The organism is Brevundimonas sp. (genome assembly GCF_013823285.1).
Taxonomy (GTDB): Bacteria; Pseudomonadota; Alphaproteobacteria; order Caulobacterales; family Caulobacteraceae; genus Brevundimonas.
In genome coordinates this window covers 1-16514 of record NZ_PNLV01000058.1, presented here as the reverse complement: position 1 = coordinate 16514, position 16514 = coordinate 1, and the positions used below count along the sequence as shown (strand labels likewise).

Below are 16514 nucleotides of genomic sequence, written 5' to 3'. Positions count from 1 at the left end.
ACCACGGCTCACCGGCCCCGATTGAGTTCGGGGCTTCATAACAGGAGAGATCAATGGCCAAGAAGATTCTCGGCTACATCAAGCTGCAGGTGCCGGCCGGCGCGGCGACCCCGTCGCCCCCGATCGGCCCCGCCCTCGGTCAGCGCGGCGTCAACATCATGGGCTTCTGCAAGGAGTTCAACGCGCGCACCGAGTCGTTCGGCAAGGGCACGCCCCTGCCGACCGTGATCACCGTCTATCAGGACAAGAGCTTCACCTTCATCACCAAGACGCCCCCGGCGACCTGGTACCTGAAGGAAGCCACCAAGCTGAAGTCGGGCGCCAAGCTCACCGGCCGCGAAACGGTCGGCAAGATCACGCGCGCCCAGCTGCGCGAGATCGCGGAAAAGAAGATGAAGGACCTGAACGCCAACGACATCGAGGCGGCCGCCAACATCATCGAAGGTTCGGCCCGCGCGATGGGTCTGAAGGTGGAGGGCTGATCGACATGGCAAAGCAACCCAAGCGCATCCAGGCCTGGACCGGCGATCGTGAGACGCCGATGGCCTTCGCCGACGCCATCAAGGCCGTCAAGGAAAACGCCAAGGCCAAGTTCGACGAGTCGATCGAGATCGCCGTCAACCTGGGCGTCGACCCCCGTCACGCCGACCAGCAGGTCCGCGGCGTCGTCAACCTGCCGTCCGGCACCGGCCGTGACGTGCGCGTCGCCGTCTTCGCCAAGGACGCCAAGGCTGATGAAGCCCGGGCCGCCGGCGCCGAACACGTGGGCGCCGAAGACCTGTACGAGAAGATCAACGGCGGCTTCATGGAGTTCGACCGCGTGATCGCCTCGCCGGACATGATGGCCCTCGTCGGCCGTCTGGGTAAGGTGCTGGGCCCCCGCGGCCTGATGCCGAACCCCAAGGTCGGCACCGTGACCCCGAACGTCGCCCAGGCCGTCAAGGACGCCAAGGGCGGCGCCGTGGAGTTCCGCGTCGAGAAGGCGGGCATCGTCCACGCCGGCATCGGCAAGGCCTCCTTCACCCAGGAAGCCCTGGAAGCCAACGTCAAGGCGATCGTCGACGCCCTGACCAAGGCCCGTCCCGCGGGCGCCAAGGGCACCTATGTGAAGAAGATCAGCCTGTCCTCCACCATGGGCCCCGGCTTCAAGGTCGACCCGTCCTCCCTGGGCGCCTGATCGGCTTCAAGGCTCGAATGATTGAGGCGGCGGAGAGCGATCTCCGCCGCCTTTTTCGTGTGTCGAGGGTTCAGAAGGTCCGTTGCGGATAGAAGGAGGCTCTTGCGACCGCCGCCCCACTCGGTCAGCCTTTCCTCATGCGGCGAAAAACTTTCCAGTTTCAGCCTCGATGGAAAGAAGAGTTGGTGGTGATCGGCCCCGGCGGTTCATTCGTGCTTGAACTTCCGATGGGCGTTCTCTCAGCCTACCTGCCTACCGAGGCCACATGGCCGACCAAGGCGCCAGCTTGGGCGGCTGATTTGTGGCCTGTGTTGCGATCCGACCTTGAGGAATGGTGTCGGGCTAACAAGGCCGACTTGATTATTGACGGAACGGCGAGCGTCCGGTGAGAGCGCTAACGGCCAAAACCAGACCCCCAAAGACTGAGAGGGCGGCTAGTCGCCATAGCAGAATGAAGGGCCGAGCCGCTCTGCCGAGATCGGTCTGTGCACCGTCACCTGTGAACGCCATCCGCCAAGGTGGCCCGCACCGCCAAATGGGGGATGCGTCCGGCGACCGACGAACGTGATCAGGAACGGTTGCACCGTATAGCAGTCCTCATTTCCGAGGCTCTCCTCCATCAGAGCTTCCAGACGCGGCCAATCGGTCCACTCCAGCCAGTCTGTCTCTTCATAGGGTGGGCGCTCCGTCGGCATCTCGCTCGCGCCTTCAACAAAGCTCGACCCTTCGAATTCGTAGAGCCAGACGCCGGAAAACTCCCGGGTAGGCCCGTTAAAGCCCCCGTCCGAGCACGACGAGAGTGTCAGGCCAACCGCGATCAGACTGATCCATCTGGACGCCCTGACTGAGCTGCTCATGATCACTACCGGTCGTTTGCCGACATTTCGGCGCGCAAGGGGTCCGGGACGCCAACCCACCGGGTCCGACCGGTCGCCTTGAGCTTCACCCCGTATTGGTGTTCGACAGCCAGGACGATCTGCCTGAACCATTCAGGATAGGTCATCTCCCGCGGCGTCGGACTGAACAGGCGCCGCCGCTCTCGATCCCAATAGACCTCCATGGCCTCCCGATAGACCATCTCGAAATCACCTGAGGCTGGCGTCACGCAGAGTTGGCCTTGCTGGTCGATTTCGACCTCCTCAATGTCGATCTCTCTGGCCGCCGCTCGCCTGGATTTTGTTTTGAAGGGCCACATCGGTGTTGTCTCGTTCTGCAGGGGATCTCACCCCGCCGTCAGATAGTCCCGCTGCGCGTTCAGCATGGCGGTGATCAGGGCCTTTTCCGCATCGGTCAGGAACGGGTTCCACACGTCGAAGATCAGGATCACCCGCATCTGGTCCGCGTCGTTCCAGGCCTCGTGCTCGATGGTGTCGTCGAACACCCAGGCCTGGCCCATCTCCCAGTCCCGCGTCGTATTGCCGACCCGGAACCGCGCCGGCCCCGGCAGGATCAGGGGCAGGTGGGTCAGCAGCCGGACGTTGGATGACCCGGTGTGCGGCGGAATATGGGTGCGCGGCTTCAGGGCCGAAAAGGTGACCGTGGGCGCATAGCCGTCCTGCATGGCCATGGGCAGGCTTTCCAGCAGGGCCGTCGTGCCCGGGCACCGCTCGCAGGCGCCGTCCTGCTTCACCCCGTCCTTCCACAGAAAGGCCGCGCTCCAGTCCTCTGAGTGGTTCAGGTCCTGCCACTGATTGACCGGCACGCCCTTTGGAAAGGCGATGTAGGGGGCGAAGGCCTCGCCCGGGTCGGCCAGGAACGCCTTCAGCTCGGCCACGATCATGTCCGTGCCGGCCTCCAGCTGCGCCAACCACGGGAAGTGGCCCCGGTCATGGAACGAGATGGCGGGCAGGCGGGCGTAGTTGAGCAGCAGGGGTTCCTGCTTCACCGGGGGCGAGAAACCCGCGAACACGTCCAGGCTTTCGTCGAACCGGTCGCCGTCCTCGGTCCCGCAACGACTGCGCAGGTCCGCCACGGCGTCGCGCAGATGGTCCCGCAGCCGCGCCGCCTCGGACTCGACCAGAGCCCGCGCCTTGCCGATCTGGGCCACCAGCGGGGGCGGGCATCGGCTCTCGGGCGGGGCGATCTTCAGGGCGTTGCGATAGACGCCGACGGCCAGCCGCGGCTTGCCCATCATCTCAAGGATCGCGCCCTTGGAGAGCAGGGCCATGAACTCATAGGGATCGATGGCCAGCACCCGGTCCAGCACCGCCACGGCGCCGGGCAGGTCGCCGCTCAGCCGCAGGGCCAGCGCCCGGGTCATGCCCGAGGCGACGGTGAATCCCCCCAGATCGGCGCGGTCCAGAAGCGCCAGCGCCCCGGCGACATCGCGCCCGGCCAGCGCCTGGTTGGCCTGCTGGATGGGATCGGAAGCGGGCGGACCCTGCTGAAACACGCGTGCGCCCCTACGCGAACATGACAATCCGGACAGCTTGGCCCCTTTTTCGCCATGGTCAAGCAAAGCGCGACGATGGCGCTGTTAATCCCGCTTTTCCCGTCGCCAATGCGTTGCGAAACAAGGCTTCGCCGCCCCGACTCCCTGTTTTTGGGCCCGCTGCTCCGGGGCGCCGGATAATGGCGGCATGACCTTCCAGACTCCGCCCCTTGTCGTCCCCCAAGCGCCGTCAGGCGCTGTCGGGGACGCCCCGCCGCTCACCGCCGCCCGGATGGCGGCCAAGGCCTGGTCCCACCTCCAGGCCGCCGTCGCCGCCGGGCGCCTGATCGAGGCCCGCGGCTGGATGCGCCTCTACAAAGATCTCAAGCCCTTCGCCCGCGACGAGGAGATGGTGGCCCGGGCAGCCCGCATGGAGCGCGAGGCCGCCGACCGCCGCGCGGCGCAAGCGGCGGTGGAGGCGGAGCGCCTCGTCATCCCGGAAGCGCCGTCAGGCGCTGTCGGGGACGTTGCACCCCCGTTGCACTGTTTTTCGCTCCCGGAGTCTCACACGCCGCCCCCCGCCGACGCCGAGCCCATCGACGCCGCTGAAGACGACGGGGCCGCCAACGCCTTGCCTGTCAAGGAACTGGCCCGACTCATCACCGAGCTGCAGGCCGCTGCGGCCCTCGTCGATGCGTCGATCCACGACGAGACCGTGAGACTCCCGTTGCACTGTTTTTCGCGTCCGGAGTCTCACCACCCCGGACAGGGGCCGTGAGGGCCCTTGTCATTCCCGCCGCAGCGCGACTTGTTCCGGGGGGGCGGGGACGGGACCATAATTCTCCGCTCACCCCAGCGAAGGCTGGGGTCCAGATCATAAAGCTGGATGGATGGACGTCCTGGCGCGCCTCGACTTGCAGGCTGCCCGCACGCCATCTGGGTCCCGGCCTTCGCCGGGATGAGCGGGTGTTGTGCGGCTGCGTCCCGGCTCTCCGCTTCGCTACGGCCGGGCTGACAAAAGGGCGGGCTCTCCGCTTCGCTACGATCCGAATGACAAGGGGAGCGTCGGCCCGTTTGACCTTGAGGGTCGAGCCCGCGTCCGCCAATGTGGAGCGACACACCGGCGAGGGGGCCGTCATGCGCTTCATTCTGATCACCATCCTGGGCCTCGCCCTGACGACCGCCGCCGCCGCGCAGGAGCCCGGGGCCGAGGCGACGGAAGAGCCGCTGCTGCTGGTCGTTCAGTCCGCGCCGGAGGATGACGCCGCGCGCCGGCGGGAACTGGCCGAACGGTTTGTGGAGCTCTCCCAGGGCGACAGCCTGGCCGACCTGGCGCAGACCTACATCGACGAATTGCTGGCGGCCGACACCCAGTCCCCGTCCGAGCACCGGGAATGGTTCCGGGTCAACCTGCCTCGGGAGATGACCAACCTGATGACGGGCATCATGGACAGCCTCGTTCCGGTCTTCGCCGAGCGGCTCACCGTCGAGGAACTCACGGCGCTCGTAGAGTTCTACGAGACGCCCCTGGGACGATCGATCTCGCAGAAGCAGGTCGAGATCGGCATGGATCAGGGCGCGGCCATGGAGGCTGCCATTCTGCAGTTCCAGGTGGACCTGATGCGCAAGTTCTGCACCGCGTTCGACTGCTCCGAACCGAGCGCCTCCGGCCCCCGCCCCGACAAGCAAGGCGTCCGGCGGAACTAGCCTTTGATTTCCACGACCATGCGTGTATAGAGCGCGCCTTGCGTCGTCGGGCCCCGGTCCGGCGATGTTCCTGTCCGAGAACTTCGGGGTCTGGGGGTCACCTGGACCGTAAGCGCGGAACGGCCGTTCCGCCCTGGGGGGAGATGGGGATGCGAACGTCTCGGCCCGCCGCCCTGCGCGACGGACAGGATCGCCGCTTCCTTCGGACAATACGACCGGCCCGGCGTCATCGCGCAAGCGATGCTGTCTGGCCAAGCGGCGTCGGGATCGTCCCGTCGCCGTAACGACTGAACGGAGACCGCAATGGACCGCGCACAAAAGGCCGAGTCGATCGAGACGCTGAAGGGCGTTTTCGCTGACGCCGGCGCCGTGGTCGTGACCCACAACCTGGGTCTGACCGTTGCGGAAATGACCGATCTGCGTGGCCGCCTTCGTGCTGAAGGCGCCACGTTCAAGGTGGTGAAGAACCGCCTGGCGCTGAAGGCGCTGGACGGCAAGGGCGGCGACGCCGTGCAGGACCTGTTCAAGGGCCCTGTCGGAATCGCCTATGCGCCCGACGCCGTTTCGGCCGCCAAGGTGACCGCCAAGTTCGCCAAGGAGAACGACAAGTTCGTGATCATGGGCGGACTGATGGACGAGACTGTCCTGGACGCCAAGGGTGTCGACGCCCTGTCCAAGCTGCCGTCCCTGGACGAACTGCGCGCCAAGCTCGTCGGCCTTCTCAACGCCCCGGCCACCAAGATCGCGGGCGTCGTGCAGGCTCCGGCCAGCCAGCTGGCCCGCGTCATGGGCGCCTACGCCGCCAAGGACGCGGCGTAAGCCGTCTGATCGATCATCTCTGCAAACCTCTGAAATCCATCCGAAGGAAATACTCAAATGGCTGATCTCTCCAAGATCGTTGACGACCTGTCCGCCCTGACCGTTCTGGAAGCCGCCGAACTGGCCAAGCTGCTGGAAGAAAAGTGGGGCGTTTCGGCTGCTGCTCCGGTGGCCATGGCCGCCGCCGGCGGTGGCGCTGCTGCTCCGGCTGAAGCCGCCGAAGAGCAGACCGAGTTCACCGTTGTCCTGACGGACGGCGGCGACAAGAAGATCAACGTGATCAAGGAAGTCCGCGGCGCCCGTCCGGACCTGGGCCTCAAGGAAGCCAAGGACCTGGTCGAAGGCGCTCCGCAGAACGTCGTCGAGAACGTCTCCAAGCAGGCCGCCGAAGAGCTGAAGAAGAAGCTCGAGGAAGCCGGCGCCAAGGTCACGATCAAGTAAGATCGGACCAGCGCAAGCTGAACAGATTGCGGGCCGGGAGAGCGATCTCCCGGCCCGTTTTCTTTAGCGCCGCCGGGGCGTCAGAATGTCGCCCAGCCGGTCTCGGGTCCCCTCGATCCGCTCCAGCGCCGGGTAGCGCAGACCCCCGGTGTACGCGATCTCCACCGTCCGGAAGCGGTCGCCGTTCCTGACGATCAGCCGGATCGGCCCGCCGTCACTGGCCGCCGTCACCGCGGCGCGCAGCCGCTCGGCGGAGGCGGCGGTGTCGTTGACGGCCACGATGTCCCAGCCCTGGGTCAGGCCCGCCTCGAAGGCCGGGCTGTCCCAAAGCACATTGGTGATGCTGTTGGATGCGGACAGGGTGAACCCCAGCGAAAACAGGAAGTCCCGGCCCCACTGGGGCTGCACCCGCTTGTAGGCGGCGTCCGGCGCCTCCACGAAGGTCAGCCGGTATCCGCCCCGTTCGATGCCGTCCAGGGGCGCCTCGGCCTGCGGCCCCACGGCGTCCAGCCGCTCCCTCAGGAACCCGGCCCAGTCATGGGGGTGCGCCACGTTCAGGGCCGCAACCACGTCTTCAAAGGTGTAGGGCCGCGGCTCCCACACCCCGTCCTCGATGCCGAAGAAGGCCCGGGCGAAGTCGTCCAGCGACCGCCGGTCCCGCGTCGCCTCGCGGATCAGGGTGTCCGCGTCCAGCCACATCAGCAGGGCCTCGCGGTAGTAGTCGCCGCCCGTGCGCGACCACGTCGCCCACGGGGTGGACGAGCGATAGCCCAGCAGGTTCTGGTTCACCGTGTCCTGCAGCGCCCGCCACTCGCGGCCCCGCTGGGCGTCATAGAAGGCGGCGGTCCAGGCCAGGTTGGCCAGAGCCTGGTCGCGCGGCACGATCTCCGACCGCGCGGCCAGAACAGCCCCCCAGTATTGGGTCTGGCCCTCGTACATCCACAGCAGGCTGTTCTGCACCGGCGTGTTCAGGTCCGGCGTCAGCTGGTCGGCCGGGCGGCGGAACTTGCCGTTCCAGGAGTGGGCGTATTCGTGGGGCAGCAGCTCGCGATTGCCGTAGGAGGCCGTGTTCCAGCTCGAAAAGAAGTCCGAGGAGACGGTGTTCTCCGAGGAGCGGTGATGCTCCAGCCCTACGCCCCCGAGCCGACTCGTGGCGGCGACAAGGAACTCATAACGGTCAAACGGACGGACTCCGTAAAGCCGGTCCGCCTGGACCACCAGATTGCGGAACGGCGCCAGGCGCTCTTCCACGGCGTCCAGCTCTGAAGCGTCGTCAGCCACCACATGCATGTTCACCGGCGTGCGGCCGCCGGGATCCAGATCGAACACCCGGTAGTGGGTCCCGGCGAACATTGGGCTGTCGGCCAGCACCTCCACGCTGATGGGCGCGAACACGGCCTCGCCGCCGGCGAAGGACTCAGTGTCCAGCGCGACCCCGTAGTTCCAGCCGTCCGGCAGGCGCACGGTGGTCTGCACCATGATCCCGTCATGCTCATGACCCGCCGGATACAGCAGCAGCTTCTCGAACTGCAGGTTCAGCATCTCGGGCGTCATCATGACCCGCCACTGGCTGGGGCTGACCTGGCTCAGATAGTCGAACGAGACCTCGATCTCGCTGACCCCCTCGGGAACCTCGATGTGGAAGGCGTAGGGATCCACCGGATCGCGCACCCACTCCACCCGCTGGCCGCCCGCGCTGACCTGCACCCCGGCGACCAGCTGGATGGGTCCGGTGGGCGCATGGTTGCCCGGCAGGTATTTGGGATACAGAAGCACCATCGGCCCGGCCTGGACCACCGGAATGGTCTGGCGCACCCGGATGATCTTCCGCTCGGTGTCGGTGGCGTCCACATGGTGGCGGATCACGCCGGGGTACGGCTGGGCGGCCGGGGCCGGGATGGGCGGCAGCTCGCGGGGCAGGGCGGGCGTTCCCACCTGGGCGGCGGCGGGCAGGGCCGTCAGCAGGGCGACGGCGCAGGCGGACAGGATCAGACGCTTCATCAAACTTTCCGGATTCGGCCGCCCGTCGCGACCCCGGCGCAAGGTTCAGGGCCATGCGCCATGCGTCAAGGGCGCGTCGGCCTTTGCCGAGGTTTCCGGACAAGCCGTGCGTTGCCCCGCGCGCGCAACAATGATAGACGCCGCCGCTTGATCGGCGCGCCCTCGCGCCACATATCAGGCCCGACATGCTCCAGACCATTCTCCTCGTCGTCATGATCCTGATCGGCCTCGCCCTGACCGGCGTTGTGCTGCTGCAACGCTCCGAGGGCGGCGCCCTTGGCATGGGCGGCGGCGGCAACAGCTTCATGACCGCGCGCGGCGCGGGCAACCTGCTGACCAAGGCGACCTGGGCGCTGGGATTCCTGTTCGCGCTCTGCGCCATCAGCCTGACCATCGTCGGCAACATGGAGCGGGGCTCCAGCTCGATTCTGGACGCCGCCACCGTGGGCTCCATCGATCTGGACGCCGCCCAGACGCCGGCGGCCGAGCAGCCCACGGCGCCCGCGGCGCCGACGGGCCCCTCGCTCGACGACCTGGAAGCCAGCCTTCCCGCCGCCCCGGCCGCCCGGCCGGCCGGCGACGAGCCCGCCCAGTAGGATGGGGACGGCGGTTATCCACCGCCTCCCGCCACACCCTCAAAGTCTCCGCAGTACGCCGCCCGAATCGGCGGTAAGGTAATTTCCCATGCCTCGTTATGTGTTCATCACCGGCGGCGTGGTCTCCTCACTGGGTAAGGGCCTTGCCTCCGCCGCCCTCGGCGCGCTGTTGCAGGCGCGCGGCTACAAGGTCCGCCTGAGGAAACTCGACCCCTATCTGAACGTCGATCCGGGGACCATGAGCCCCTATCAGCACGGCGAGGTCTTCGTCACCGACGACGGCGCCGAGACCGATCTGGACCTGGGCCACTACGAACGCTTCACCGGCGTGTCGGCGGCCCGCACCGACAACGTCACCACCGGCCGCATCTACTCCACCATTCTGGAGAAGGAGCGGCGAGGGGACTATCTGGGCGCCACCGTCCAGGTGATCCCGCACGTCACCGACCAGATCAAGCAGTTCTGCCTCAGCCCCGCCCAGACCGACGAAGGCGCGGACGTGGACTTCGTCCTGATCGAGATCGGCGGCACGGTCGGCGACATCGAGGGCCTGCCCTTCTTCGAGGCCATCCGCCAGCTGGGCCAGGACTTGCCCCGCGGCCAGAGCTGCTTCGTGCACCTGACCCTGTTGCCGTTCATCAAGACGGCCGGCGAGATGAAGACCAAGCCGACCCAGCACTCGGTCAAGGAACTGCGCTCCATCGGCATCCAGCCGGACATCCTGCTGTGCCGCTGCGAACAGCCCATCCCGGCCGACGAGAAGCGCAAGATCGGCCTGTTCTGCAACGTACGCCCCTCGGGCGTCATCCAGGCCATGGATTCCGCCGACATCTATGCGGTGCCGCTGGACTATCACCAGGAAGGCCTGGACGCCGAGGTCCTGGCCCACTTCGGCATCACCGACGCCCCGGCGCCCGACCTGTCGGGCTGGGAAGAGATCGTCCGTCGCCGCACCAATCCGGACGGCGAGGTCACCGTGGCCGTGGTGGGCAAGTACACGGTGCTCAAGGACGCCTACAAATCCCTGATCGAGGCGTTGCACCACGGCGGCGTGGCCAACAACGTCAAGGTCAACATCGACTGGGTCGAGGCCGACACCTTCGAGGGCGCACGCGACGCCTGCGAGGAACGGCTGCAGGGCGCCCACGCGGTGCTTGTGCCCGGCGGCTTCGGCGAGCGCGGCGCGGAAGGCAAGATCCAGGCGGTCCGCTTCGCCCGCGAGCGCAAGATCCCCTATTTCGGCATCTGCTTCGGCATGCAGATGGCCGTGATTGAATCCGCCCGTCATCTGGCCGGGCTGGACAAGGCCACCTCCACCGAGTTCGGCCCGGCCGAGGAGCCCATCGTCGGCCTAATGACCGAGTGGACCCAGGGCAACCAGCGCATCATGCGGGCCCAGGGCGGCGATCTTGGCGGCACCATGCGTCTGGGCGCCTATGACTCCACCCTGATCGAGGGCTCGAGGATCGCGGAGATCTACGGCTCCACCGCCATCAGCGAGCGGCACCGTCACCGCTACGAGGTCAACATCAACTACCGTGACGCCATCGAGCGGGCGGGCATGACCATCTCGGGTCTGTCGCCCGACGGCGTCCTGCCCGAGACCGTGGAGCGCGCCGACCATCCCTGGTTCATCGGCGTGCAGTATCACCCGGAACTGAAGAGCCGCCCCTTCGCCCCGCACCCCCTGTTCGCCAGCTTCATCGCCGCGGCGGTGGTTCAGAGCCGGCTGGTGTGATGACCACGGGCGTGGTGCTGAGCACACCGCGCCTGACCTTGCGGCCGGCGCGGTGGGACGATCTGGACGCCATGCACGCCGTGCTGTCCGACCCGCGCGCCACGCGCTGGTGGTCCACGCCGCCGCATCAGACCCTCGATCAGACGCGAGCCTGGCTGGGCTCCATGATCGACTCACCGCCCGAGTTGGCCGACGACTTCGTGGTCGAGTTCGAGGGCCGGGTCGTGGGCAAGGCGGGCTTTTTCCGCCTGCCCGAGATCGGCTTCATCCTGCACCCTGACGCCCAGGGGCGGGGTCTGGGCCTGGAGGCCGCACAGGCGGTGATCGCCCATGTGTTCGCCACGCGCGACCTCGATCGTCTGACCGCCGAAGCCGATCCGGACAACACCGCGTCCATCGCCCTGCTGACCCGGCTGGGGTTCCGCGAAACCGGCCGGGCGGAGCGGACCCTGCTGGTGGGCGACGTATGGGTCGACAGTGTGTGGTTGGTGCTTGACCGGACCGATTTTTCCGCCGCCTGTAATCCGTAGCCGGGCTTGAAGCATGGGCGCGAGGCGTTGAGCCGTCCCATTGCGCCATGGGCGCTGCCCGTGATGGGTCGCAGCTTGTTTCGCCTGTCCTCAGCCTCTTGCGTTTGGCCGCCCCCTGAGGCATAAGCCCGCGCTCACGGGGCGGCCTGCATGGGCCGCCGCTATTGTTTTCGCGTCCGGTCGCCGGATGCACCGACCAGACTGGATGAGACGGACATGGCCGTTCCGAAGCGCAAAGTATCTCCCTCGCGTCGCAACATGCGACGGGCCCACGACGCCCTGGGCGCCAACGCCTACACCGAGGACAAGGACACGGGCGAGCTGAAGCGCCCGCACCACATCGACCTGAAGACCGGCACCTATCGCGGCCGTCAGGTTCTGACGCCCAAGGAAGACTAGGCTTTTCAAGTCGCTCTTCCCGGCTCACGCAGCGCGAAGCGCGAAGGCCGAGCCGGGATTTACGATTTTACGGCGCGCGAGTTCATCGCGCGCCGTTTTCGTGCGTTGATCTTCCCGGACCCAATCCGGAGACCCTCCATGATCCGCGCCCTCATCTTGCCTTCTATCGCCGTCCTCGCCCTGGCCGCCTGCGGTCAGCCGGACGAGCCCGCTCCTGAAACGCCTCCCGCCGCCGAAGCGCCGGCCCAGACCCCCGATTCCAACGCCCTGAGCGCACAGGGGTGGGGCCCGCTGCGCATCGGCATGACCCGCGCCGAGATCACCCGGGCCCTCGGTCCCGACGCCAATCCTGACGCGGTGGGCGGCCCCGACCCGGAGTCGTGCGATCAGTACCGCCCCGAGCGCGCCCCGGAAGGCGTGCTGCTGATGCTGGAGCAGGGCGTCCTGACCCGCATCTCCCTGATCCGCGAGGCGACCCTGACCACGGATCGCGGTTTCGGCATCGGCGACAGCGCCGCCGACATCAAGGCCGCCTATGGCGACGCGGCCCAGGTCAGCCCCCACAAATATTCCGAAGCTCCGTCTGAATACATCACGGTCTGGAGCGACGGTCCTTCCGATTCGCCCTACCGCGAGGACGCCGACGCGCGCGGTGTCGTTTACGAGATCGGCGCGGACGGAAACGTCAGCATGATCCACGCGGGCGGACCGTCCATCCAGTATGTGGAAGGCTGCGCGTAACAGGCTTTCAGTTGGCTACGGAGGGCGCGCGGGCTAAAGGCTGGCGCGCCCTTTCCAATTCTCGCACCGGGACCTGACCATGACCGACATCGCCGACATCACCGCCCGCCAGATCCTGGACAGCCGGGGCAATCCGACGGTGGAGGTGGACGTGGTGCTGGAGGACGGCGCCTTCGGTCGCGCGGCGGTGCCGTCCGGCGCGTCCACCGGCGCCCACGAGGCGGTGGAGAAGCGCGACGGCGACAAGGGCATGTGGGGCGGCAAGGGCGTCCAGCAGGCCATCGACGCCGTGAACGGCGAAATCTTCGACGCCCTGTCGGGCATGGACGCCGAGGATCAGCGCCGCATCGACATGTCCATGATCGAACTGGACGGCACCCAGAACAAGGGCCGGCTGGGCGCCAACGCCATCCTGGGCGTCAGCCTGGCGGCGGCCAAGGCCAGCGCCGTGTCGGCGGGCCTGCCGCTGTATCGCTATGTGGGCGGCGTCTCGGCCCGCATGCTGCCGACCCCGATGATGAACATCATCAACGGCGGCGCCCATGCCGACAATCCCATCGACATCCAGGAGTTCATGATCCTGCCCACGGGGGCGGAGAACTTCTCGGAAGCCCTGCGCATGGGCGCGGAGATCTTCCACAGCCTGAAGAAGGCCCTGAAGGACGCGGGCCACAACACCAATGTGGGCGACGAGGGTGGCTTCGCGCCGAACCTGAAGTCCGCCGACGAGGCCCTGACCTTCATCACCAAGGCGGGCGAGGCGGCCGGCTATCTGGCGGGTGAGGACTTCCAGCTTGGTCTGGACGTGGCCTCCACCGAGTTCTTCAAGGACGGCAAGTACGTGATGGAGGGCGAGGGCAAGACCATCGATCAGGAGGGCATGGTCGCCTATCTGGCCGACCTGTGCGCCCGCTTCCCCATCGTCTCCATCGAGGATGGCTGCGCCGAGGACGACTTCGACGGCTGGCGCCTGCTGACCGAGCGTCTGGGCGATAAGATCCAGCTGGTGGGCGACGACCTGTTCGTGACCAATCCGGCGCGTCTGGCGGCGGGCATCGGCGAGGGTCTGGCCAACTCCATCCTGATCAAGGTCAACCAGATCGGCACCCTGTCCGAGACCCTGGATGCGGTCGAGATGGCGCATCGGGCGGGCTACACCGCCGTCATGAGCCACCGCTCGGGCGAGACCGAGGACTACACCATCGCCGACCTGTCGGTGGCCACCAACTGCGGACAGATCAAGACCGGCTCGCTGGCCCGTTCGGACCGCACAGCCAAGTACAACCAGTTGCTGCGCATTGAGGAGATGCTGGGCGATCAGGCCCTGTACGCCGGCGACGGCATGATCCTGAGCTGATCACTCGAGCGGCGGGGTCACTCCTTGGACAGGTCCTGCCGCTCGAAGATCGCCAATGCGGCCAGCAGGGGCAGGACGGTCCAGCCGATCAGGCTGATCCAGGCCTTGACCTGCAAGGCGACAGGAATCCTCGCCGCGCCTTCGCCGCCCAGGATCATCTCGCCGAGTCGGTCGAAGGCCTGACCGGGCAGCAGCAATTGCAGGGTCCAGCTGTCAGGCATGACGCCCATTCCCATCAGCATGGGCGCTCCGAGGGCCTGGGCGGCGCCCAGGGCCATGGGAATGAATAGGGCGGCCAGCAGCGACCGCGTCGCCACCGCCGCCAGCAGGGCGATCATGGCGAACTGAACGACTCTCAGCCATCCCAGGCCGAACAGGCCGAAGAAGGCGCCGATCTGCTCGCCGCTCAGGCTGAACGTCACCTCACGCTCGAAGATGGCGGCCCGGATGGGCTCGCCGATCATGCTGAAGATCAGCAGGGCGGCCATGGCGGCGAAGGCCAGGACGATGAGAGCGGCCAGTTTGCCCAGAATCAGGTTTGAGCGCCGGTTGCGCGCCCGGATCAGCCGCCAAGTCTCCCACCGGTAATCACCCGCGAACAGGGTCGCCGCCCCGATCAGGACGAACAGCAGCACCGGGCCGCCCGCCAGGGATGCGGCGTTGCTGACCAGGGCTGCGCCCAGATCCAGAGGCGCGGAGATCATCCCGAGTTCAGTGGTCACCTCGGCCAGTCTGGCTTCATTGCCCTTGGCGGCGAAGCTGACCACGACCCCGAGGATCAGGGCCACGATGGGCACGAACAGCACACTCCAGAACACGGCGGTGCGGTTGCGGGCGAAACGATAGCCCTCGGCGCGAATGGCGTCAGCCAGCATGGGGCGCATCCTCTACGGTCAACTGGTTGAAGACGCTCTCCAGGTCGGCCCCGACCCAGCGCGCCTCCTCGATTTCGGCGCCCTTTTCCGCAAGGGCCCGGATCAGGGCGGGCGCCTCGGACCGCTCAATGGCTGCCAGTACGGCGTCGCCGTCGCGCGTGCCCTTTATGCCCAGCAGGCCCAGCGCCGCATCGGCCGGCCGCAGGGTGAGGCGCAGGCGCTCGCGCCCGGCCACCAGATCGGCGACCGCGCCCTCGGCCGAGAGCCGCCCCTTGTTCAGGATGGCCACCCGGTCGCACAGCTTCTGCACCTCGGCCAGCTGGTGACTGGCGATCACCACCGTCACCCCGTCATCGTCGGCCAGCGAGCGGATCAGGGCACGCATCTCCTGTATGCCCGGAGGGTCCATGCCGCTGGTGGGTTCGTCCAGAATAACCAGTTCGGGCCGGGTCATCAGGGCCGCGGCCACGCCCAGCCTCTGAGCCATGCCGACGGAGAAGCCCCGCACCTTTCGGTCGGCGGCGGCCGTCAGGCCCACCCGCTCCAGCCAGGCGGCGATGGCGGTCCGGTCCACGCCCTGGCCATGGCCCAGCGACACCCATTCCAGGACCTGCCGCGCCGTCATGTAGGGCGGGAAGCGCGGCGTCTCGATCATGGAGCCCATGCGCCGCATGCCGTGAACGTCCCCGACAGGGCCGCCCATGACCTTGGCCTCGCCCGCCGTGGGCCGGATCAGGCCCAGCAGGATGCGGAACAGGGTGGACTTGCCCGCCCCGTTCGGCCCCAGAACGCCGTAGACCCCGCCGCGCGGGATGGTCAGGCTGAAATCGTCCAGGGCCTTCACCGCCCCGTAGGCCTTTGACAGACCGCGTGTCTCGATGACTGGTTCGTTCATAAGGTCGAGCTTGCGGTGTGCGCCACTGCACCGCAAGCCGTAAGACAGCTGTCACGGATTAAGATTAGGCAATAGAGCCGTCCCCCTCTCCGGAGCTCCCATGTCCCGTCTGGTGCTGATCGTGTTCGCCCTGACCTTGTCGGCCTGCGCCACCTTGGCGCCCGAGCGCGTGGCGACGGATGACCGGCCGCTGGTGATCCTGGTGGGCATGGACGGGTTCCGTCCCGATTATCTGGACCGCGGCGTGACGCCGACGCTGGGTCGCCTGCGCGCCGAAGGCGCCTTCGCCGCCATGCGGCCCTCGTTCCCCAGCGTGACCTTCCCCAACCACTACACCCTCGTGACGGGGCTGCATCCCGACCGCCACGGCATCGTCAACAACACCATGGTGGACGTTGAACTGGGTCGGTTCGCCCTGGGCAATGCGGCGGCGGTGACGGACGGGCGCTGGTGGGACGAGGGCGAGCCCATCTGGGTCACGGCCGAGCGCGCGGGTCTCACGACCGGCACCATGTTCTGGCCGGGCTCCGAGGCCGAGATCAGCGGCGTGCGGCCGACCCACTGGACCGTCTTCGACCAGTCCCTGCCCGGCGATGCGCGGGTGGACCGGGTGCTCGGATGGCTGGACCTGCCGGGCGATCAGCGACCCGACTTCGCCACCCTGTATTTCGACATCGTGGACACCGCCGGGCATCATCACGGCCCGGACGGCGCCGGGACCACGGAGGCCGTCGCCTCGGTGGACGCTTCCATCGCCCGGCTGATCGCGGGGCTCGAAGCGCGCGGCCTGGCCGATCGCACCATTCTGGTCATCGTCGCCGACCACGGCATGGCCGCAACCTCGCCGGATCGGGCGGTCTATCTGGA

Annotated in this window: 19 protein-coding genes; 13 read left to right on the top strand and 6 right to left on the bottom strand. The window is 67.4% G+C overall.

The window, feature by feature from the left end; all coding sequences use genetic code 11:
• Window positions 1-53 precede the first annotated feature (53 nt).
• Together rplK and rplA are read left to right on the top strand one after the other, a co-directional pair.
• On the top strand, window positions 54-482 hold the full coding sequence (rplK, locus tag C0461_RS09475) for a 50S ribosomal protein L11 (protein WP_021698287.1): 429 nt from the start codon (window positions 54-56) through the stop codon (window positions 480-482).
• 5 nt (window positions 483-487) lie between these two features.
• Window positions 488-1177, top strand: coding sequence for a 50S ribosomal protein L1 (rplA, locus tag C0461_RS09470; protein WP_292106152.1), 690 nt, complete (start codon window positions 488-490; stop codon window positions 1175-1177).
• 434 nt (window positions 1178-1611) lie between these two features.
• On the opposite strand, the gene C0461_RS09465 is transcribed toward rplA, so the two are convergent.
• The 3 genes from C0461_RS09465 to C0461_RS09455 are packed head-to-tail and all read right to left on the bottom strand — an operon-like array spanning window position 1612 to window position 3569.
• Window positions 1612-2034, bottom strand: coding sequence for a hypothetical protein (locus C0461_RS09465; protein WP_292106150.1), 423 nt, complete (start codon window positions 2032-2034; stop codon window positions 1612-1614).
• A gap of 5 nt (window positions 2035-2039) precedes the next feature.
• Window positions 2040-2372 (bottom strand): hypothetical protein, encoded by a 333-nt coding sequence (locus C0461_RS09460; protein ID WP_292106149.1) that lies wholly within the window; start codon window positions 2370-2372, stop codon window positions 2040-2042.
• 27 nt (window positions 2373-2399) lie between these two features.
• Window positions 2400-3569 carry an aspartyl/asparaginyl beta-hydroxylase domain-containing protein gene (locus tag C0461_RS09455; RefSeq protein ID WP_292106148.1) on the bottom strand — a complete coding sequence of 390 codons (1170 nt, stop codon included), beginning with the start codon at window positions 3567-3569 and terminating at the stop codon, window positions 2400-2402.
• A 187-nt stretch (window positions 3570-3756) separates the two neighbouring features.
• Between C0461_RS09455 and C0461_RS09450 the strand changes: the two genes are divergently transcribed.
• The 4 genes from C0461_RS09450 (at window position 3757) to rplL (ending at window position 6515) form a co-directional block, all read left to right on the top strand.
• The gene (locus C0461_RS09450) at window positions 3757-4326 is read left to right on the top strand and encodes a hypothetical protein (RefSeq protein WP_292106145.1); all 570 of its coding nucleotides are present in this window, start codon (window positions 3757-3759) and stop codon (window positions 4324-4326) included.
• Window positions 4327-4622: 296 nt separating this feature from the next.
• A complete protein-coding gene (locus C0461_RS09445; protein ID WP_292106142.1) occupies window positions 4623-5255 on the top strand; it encodes a DUF2059 domain-containing protein in 633 nt (210 codons plus the stop codon).
• A 303-nt stretch (window positions 5256-5558) separates the two neighbouring features.
• Window positions 5559-6074, top strand: coding sequence for a 50S ribosomal protein L10 (rplJ, locus tag C0461_RS09440; RefSeq protein WP_292106140.1), 516 nt, complete (start codon window positions 5559-5561; stop codon window positions 6072-6074).
• Window positions 6075-6131: 57 nt separating this feature from the next.
• Complete coding sequence (gene rplL / locus C0461_RS09435) at window positions 6132-6515, top strand: 50S ribosomal protein L7/L12 (RefSeq protein WP_021698281.1); 384 nt, start codon at window positions 6132-6134, stop codon at window positions 6513-6515.
• A 63-nt stretch (window positions 6516-6578) separates the two neighbouring features.
• On the opposite strand, the gene C0461_RS09430 is transcribed toward rplL, so the two are convergent.
• Entirely contained in the window at window positions 6579-8516 is a 1938-nt protein-coding gene (locus C0461_RS09430; protein ID WP_292106137.1) for a peptidase M61, read from the bottom strand.
• Between the two features lie 185 nt (window positions 8517-8701).
• Between C0461_RS09430 and secG the strand changes: the two genes are divergently transcribed.
• From secG to eno, 6 genes are all read left to right on the top strand, one after another.
• Window positions 8702-9112, top strand: coding sequence for a preprotein translocase subunit SecG (gene secG / locus C0461_RS09425; RefSeq protein ID WP_292106135.1), 411 nt, complete (start codon window positions 8702-8704; stop codon window positions 9110-9112).
• Window positions 9113-9200: 88 nt separating this feature from the next.
• Window positions 9201-10850: a CTP synthase gene (locus C0461_RS09420; protein WP_292106134.1), complete on the top strand. Its 1650-nt coding sequence runs from the start codon at window positions 9201-9203 to the stop codon at window positions 10848-10850.
• A complete protein-coding gene (locus C0461_RS09415; protein ID WP_292106132.1) occupies window positions 10850-11380 on the top strand; it encodes a GNAT family N-acetyltransferase in 531 nt (176 codons plus the stop codon). The genes C0461_RS09420 and C0461_RS09415 overlap by 1 nt, the downstream gene beginning before the upstream one ends.
• A 216-nt stretch (window positions 11381-11596) precedes the next feature.
• Complete coding sequence (rpmF, locus tag C0461_RS09410) at window positions 11597-11779, top strand: 50S ribosomal protein L32 (protein WP_045319302.1); 183 nt, start codon at window positions 11597-11599, stop codon at window positions 11777-11779.
• Window positions 11780-11917: 138 nt separating this feature from the next.
• Window positions 11918-12520: a hypothetical protein gene (locus C0461_RS09405; protein WP_292106129.1), complete on the top strand. Its 603-nt coding sequence runs from the start codon at window positions 11918-11920 to the stop codon at window positions 12518-12520.
• 79 nt (window positions 12521-12599) lie between these two features.
• Complete coding sequence (gene eno, locus C0461_RS09400) at window positions 12600-13877, top strand: phosphopyruvate hydratase (protein ID WP_292106127.1); 1278 nt, start codon at window positions 12600-12602, stop codon at window positions 13875-13877.
• 17 nt (window positions 13878-13894) lie between these two features.
• Here the strand turns inward: eno and C0461_RS09395 are convergent, their stop codons facing one another.
• Both C0461_RS09395 and C0461_RS09390 read right to left on the bottom strand, forming a co-directional pair.
• Window positions 13895-14752, bottom strand: a complete 858-nt coding sequence (locus C0461_RS09395; RefSeq protein ID WP_292106125.1) for a hypothetical protein — start codon at window positions 14750-14752, stop codon at window positions 13895-13897.
• A complete protein-coding gene (locus C0461_RS09390) occupies window positions 14742-15647 on the bottom strand; it encodes an ABC transporter ATP-binding protein (protein WP_292106124.1) in 906 nt (301 codons plus the stop codon). The genes C0461_RS09395 and C0461_RS09390 overlap by 11 nt, the downstream gene beginning before the upstream one ends.
• A gap of 100 nt (window positions 15648-15747) precedes the next feature.
• Between C0461_RS09390 and C0461_RS09385 the strand changes: the two genes are divergently transcribed.
• On the top strand, window positions 15748-16514 hold a 767-nt coding region (locus C0461_RS09385), incomplete at its 3' end, for an ectonucleotide pyrophosphatase/phosphodiesterase (RefSeq protein WP_292106121.1).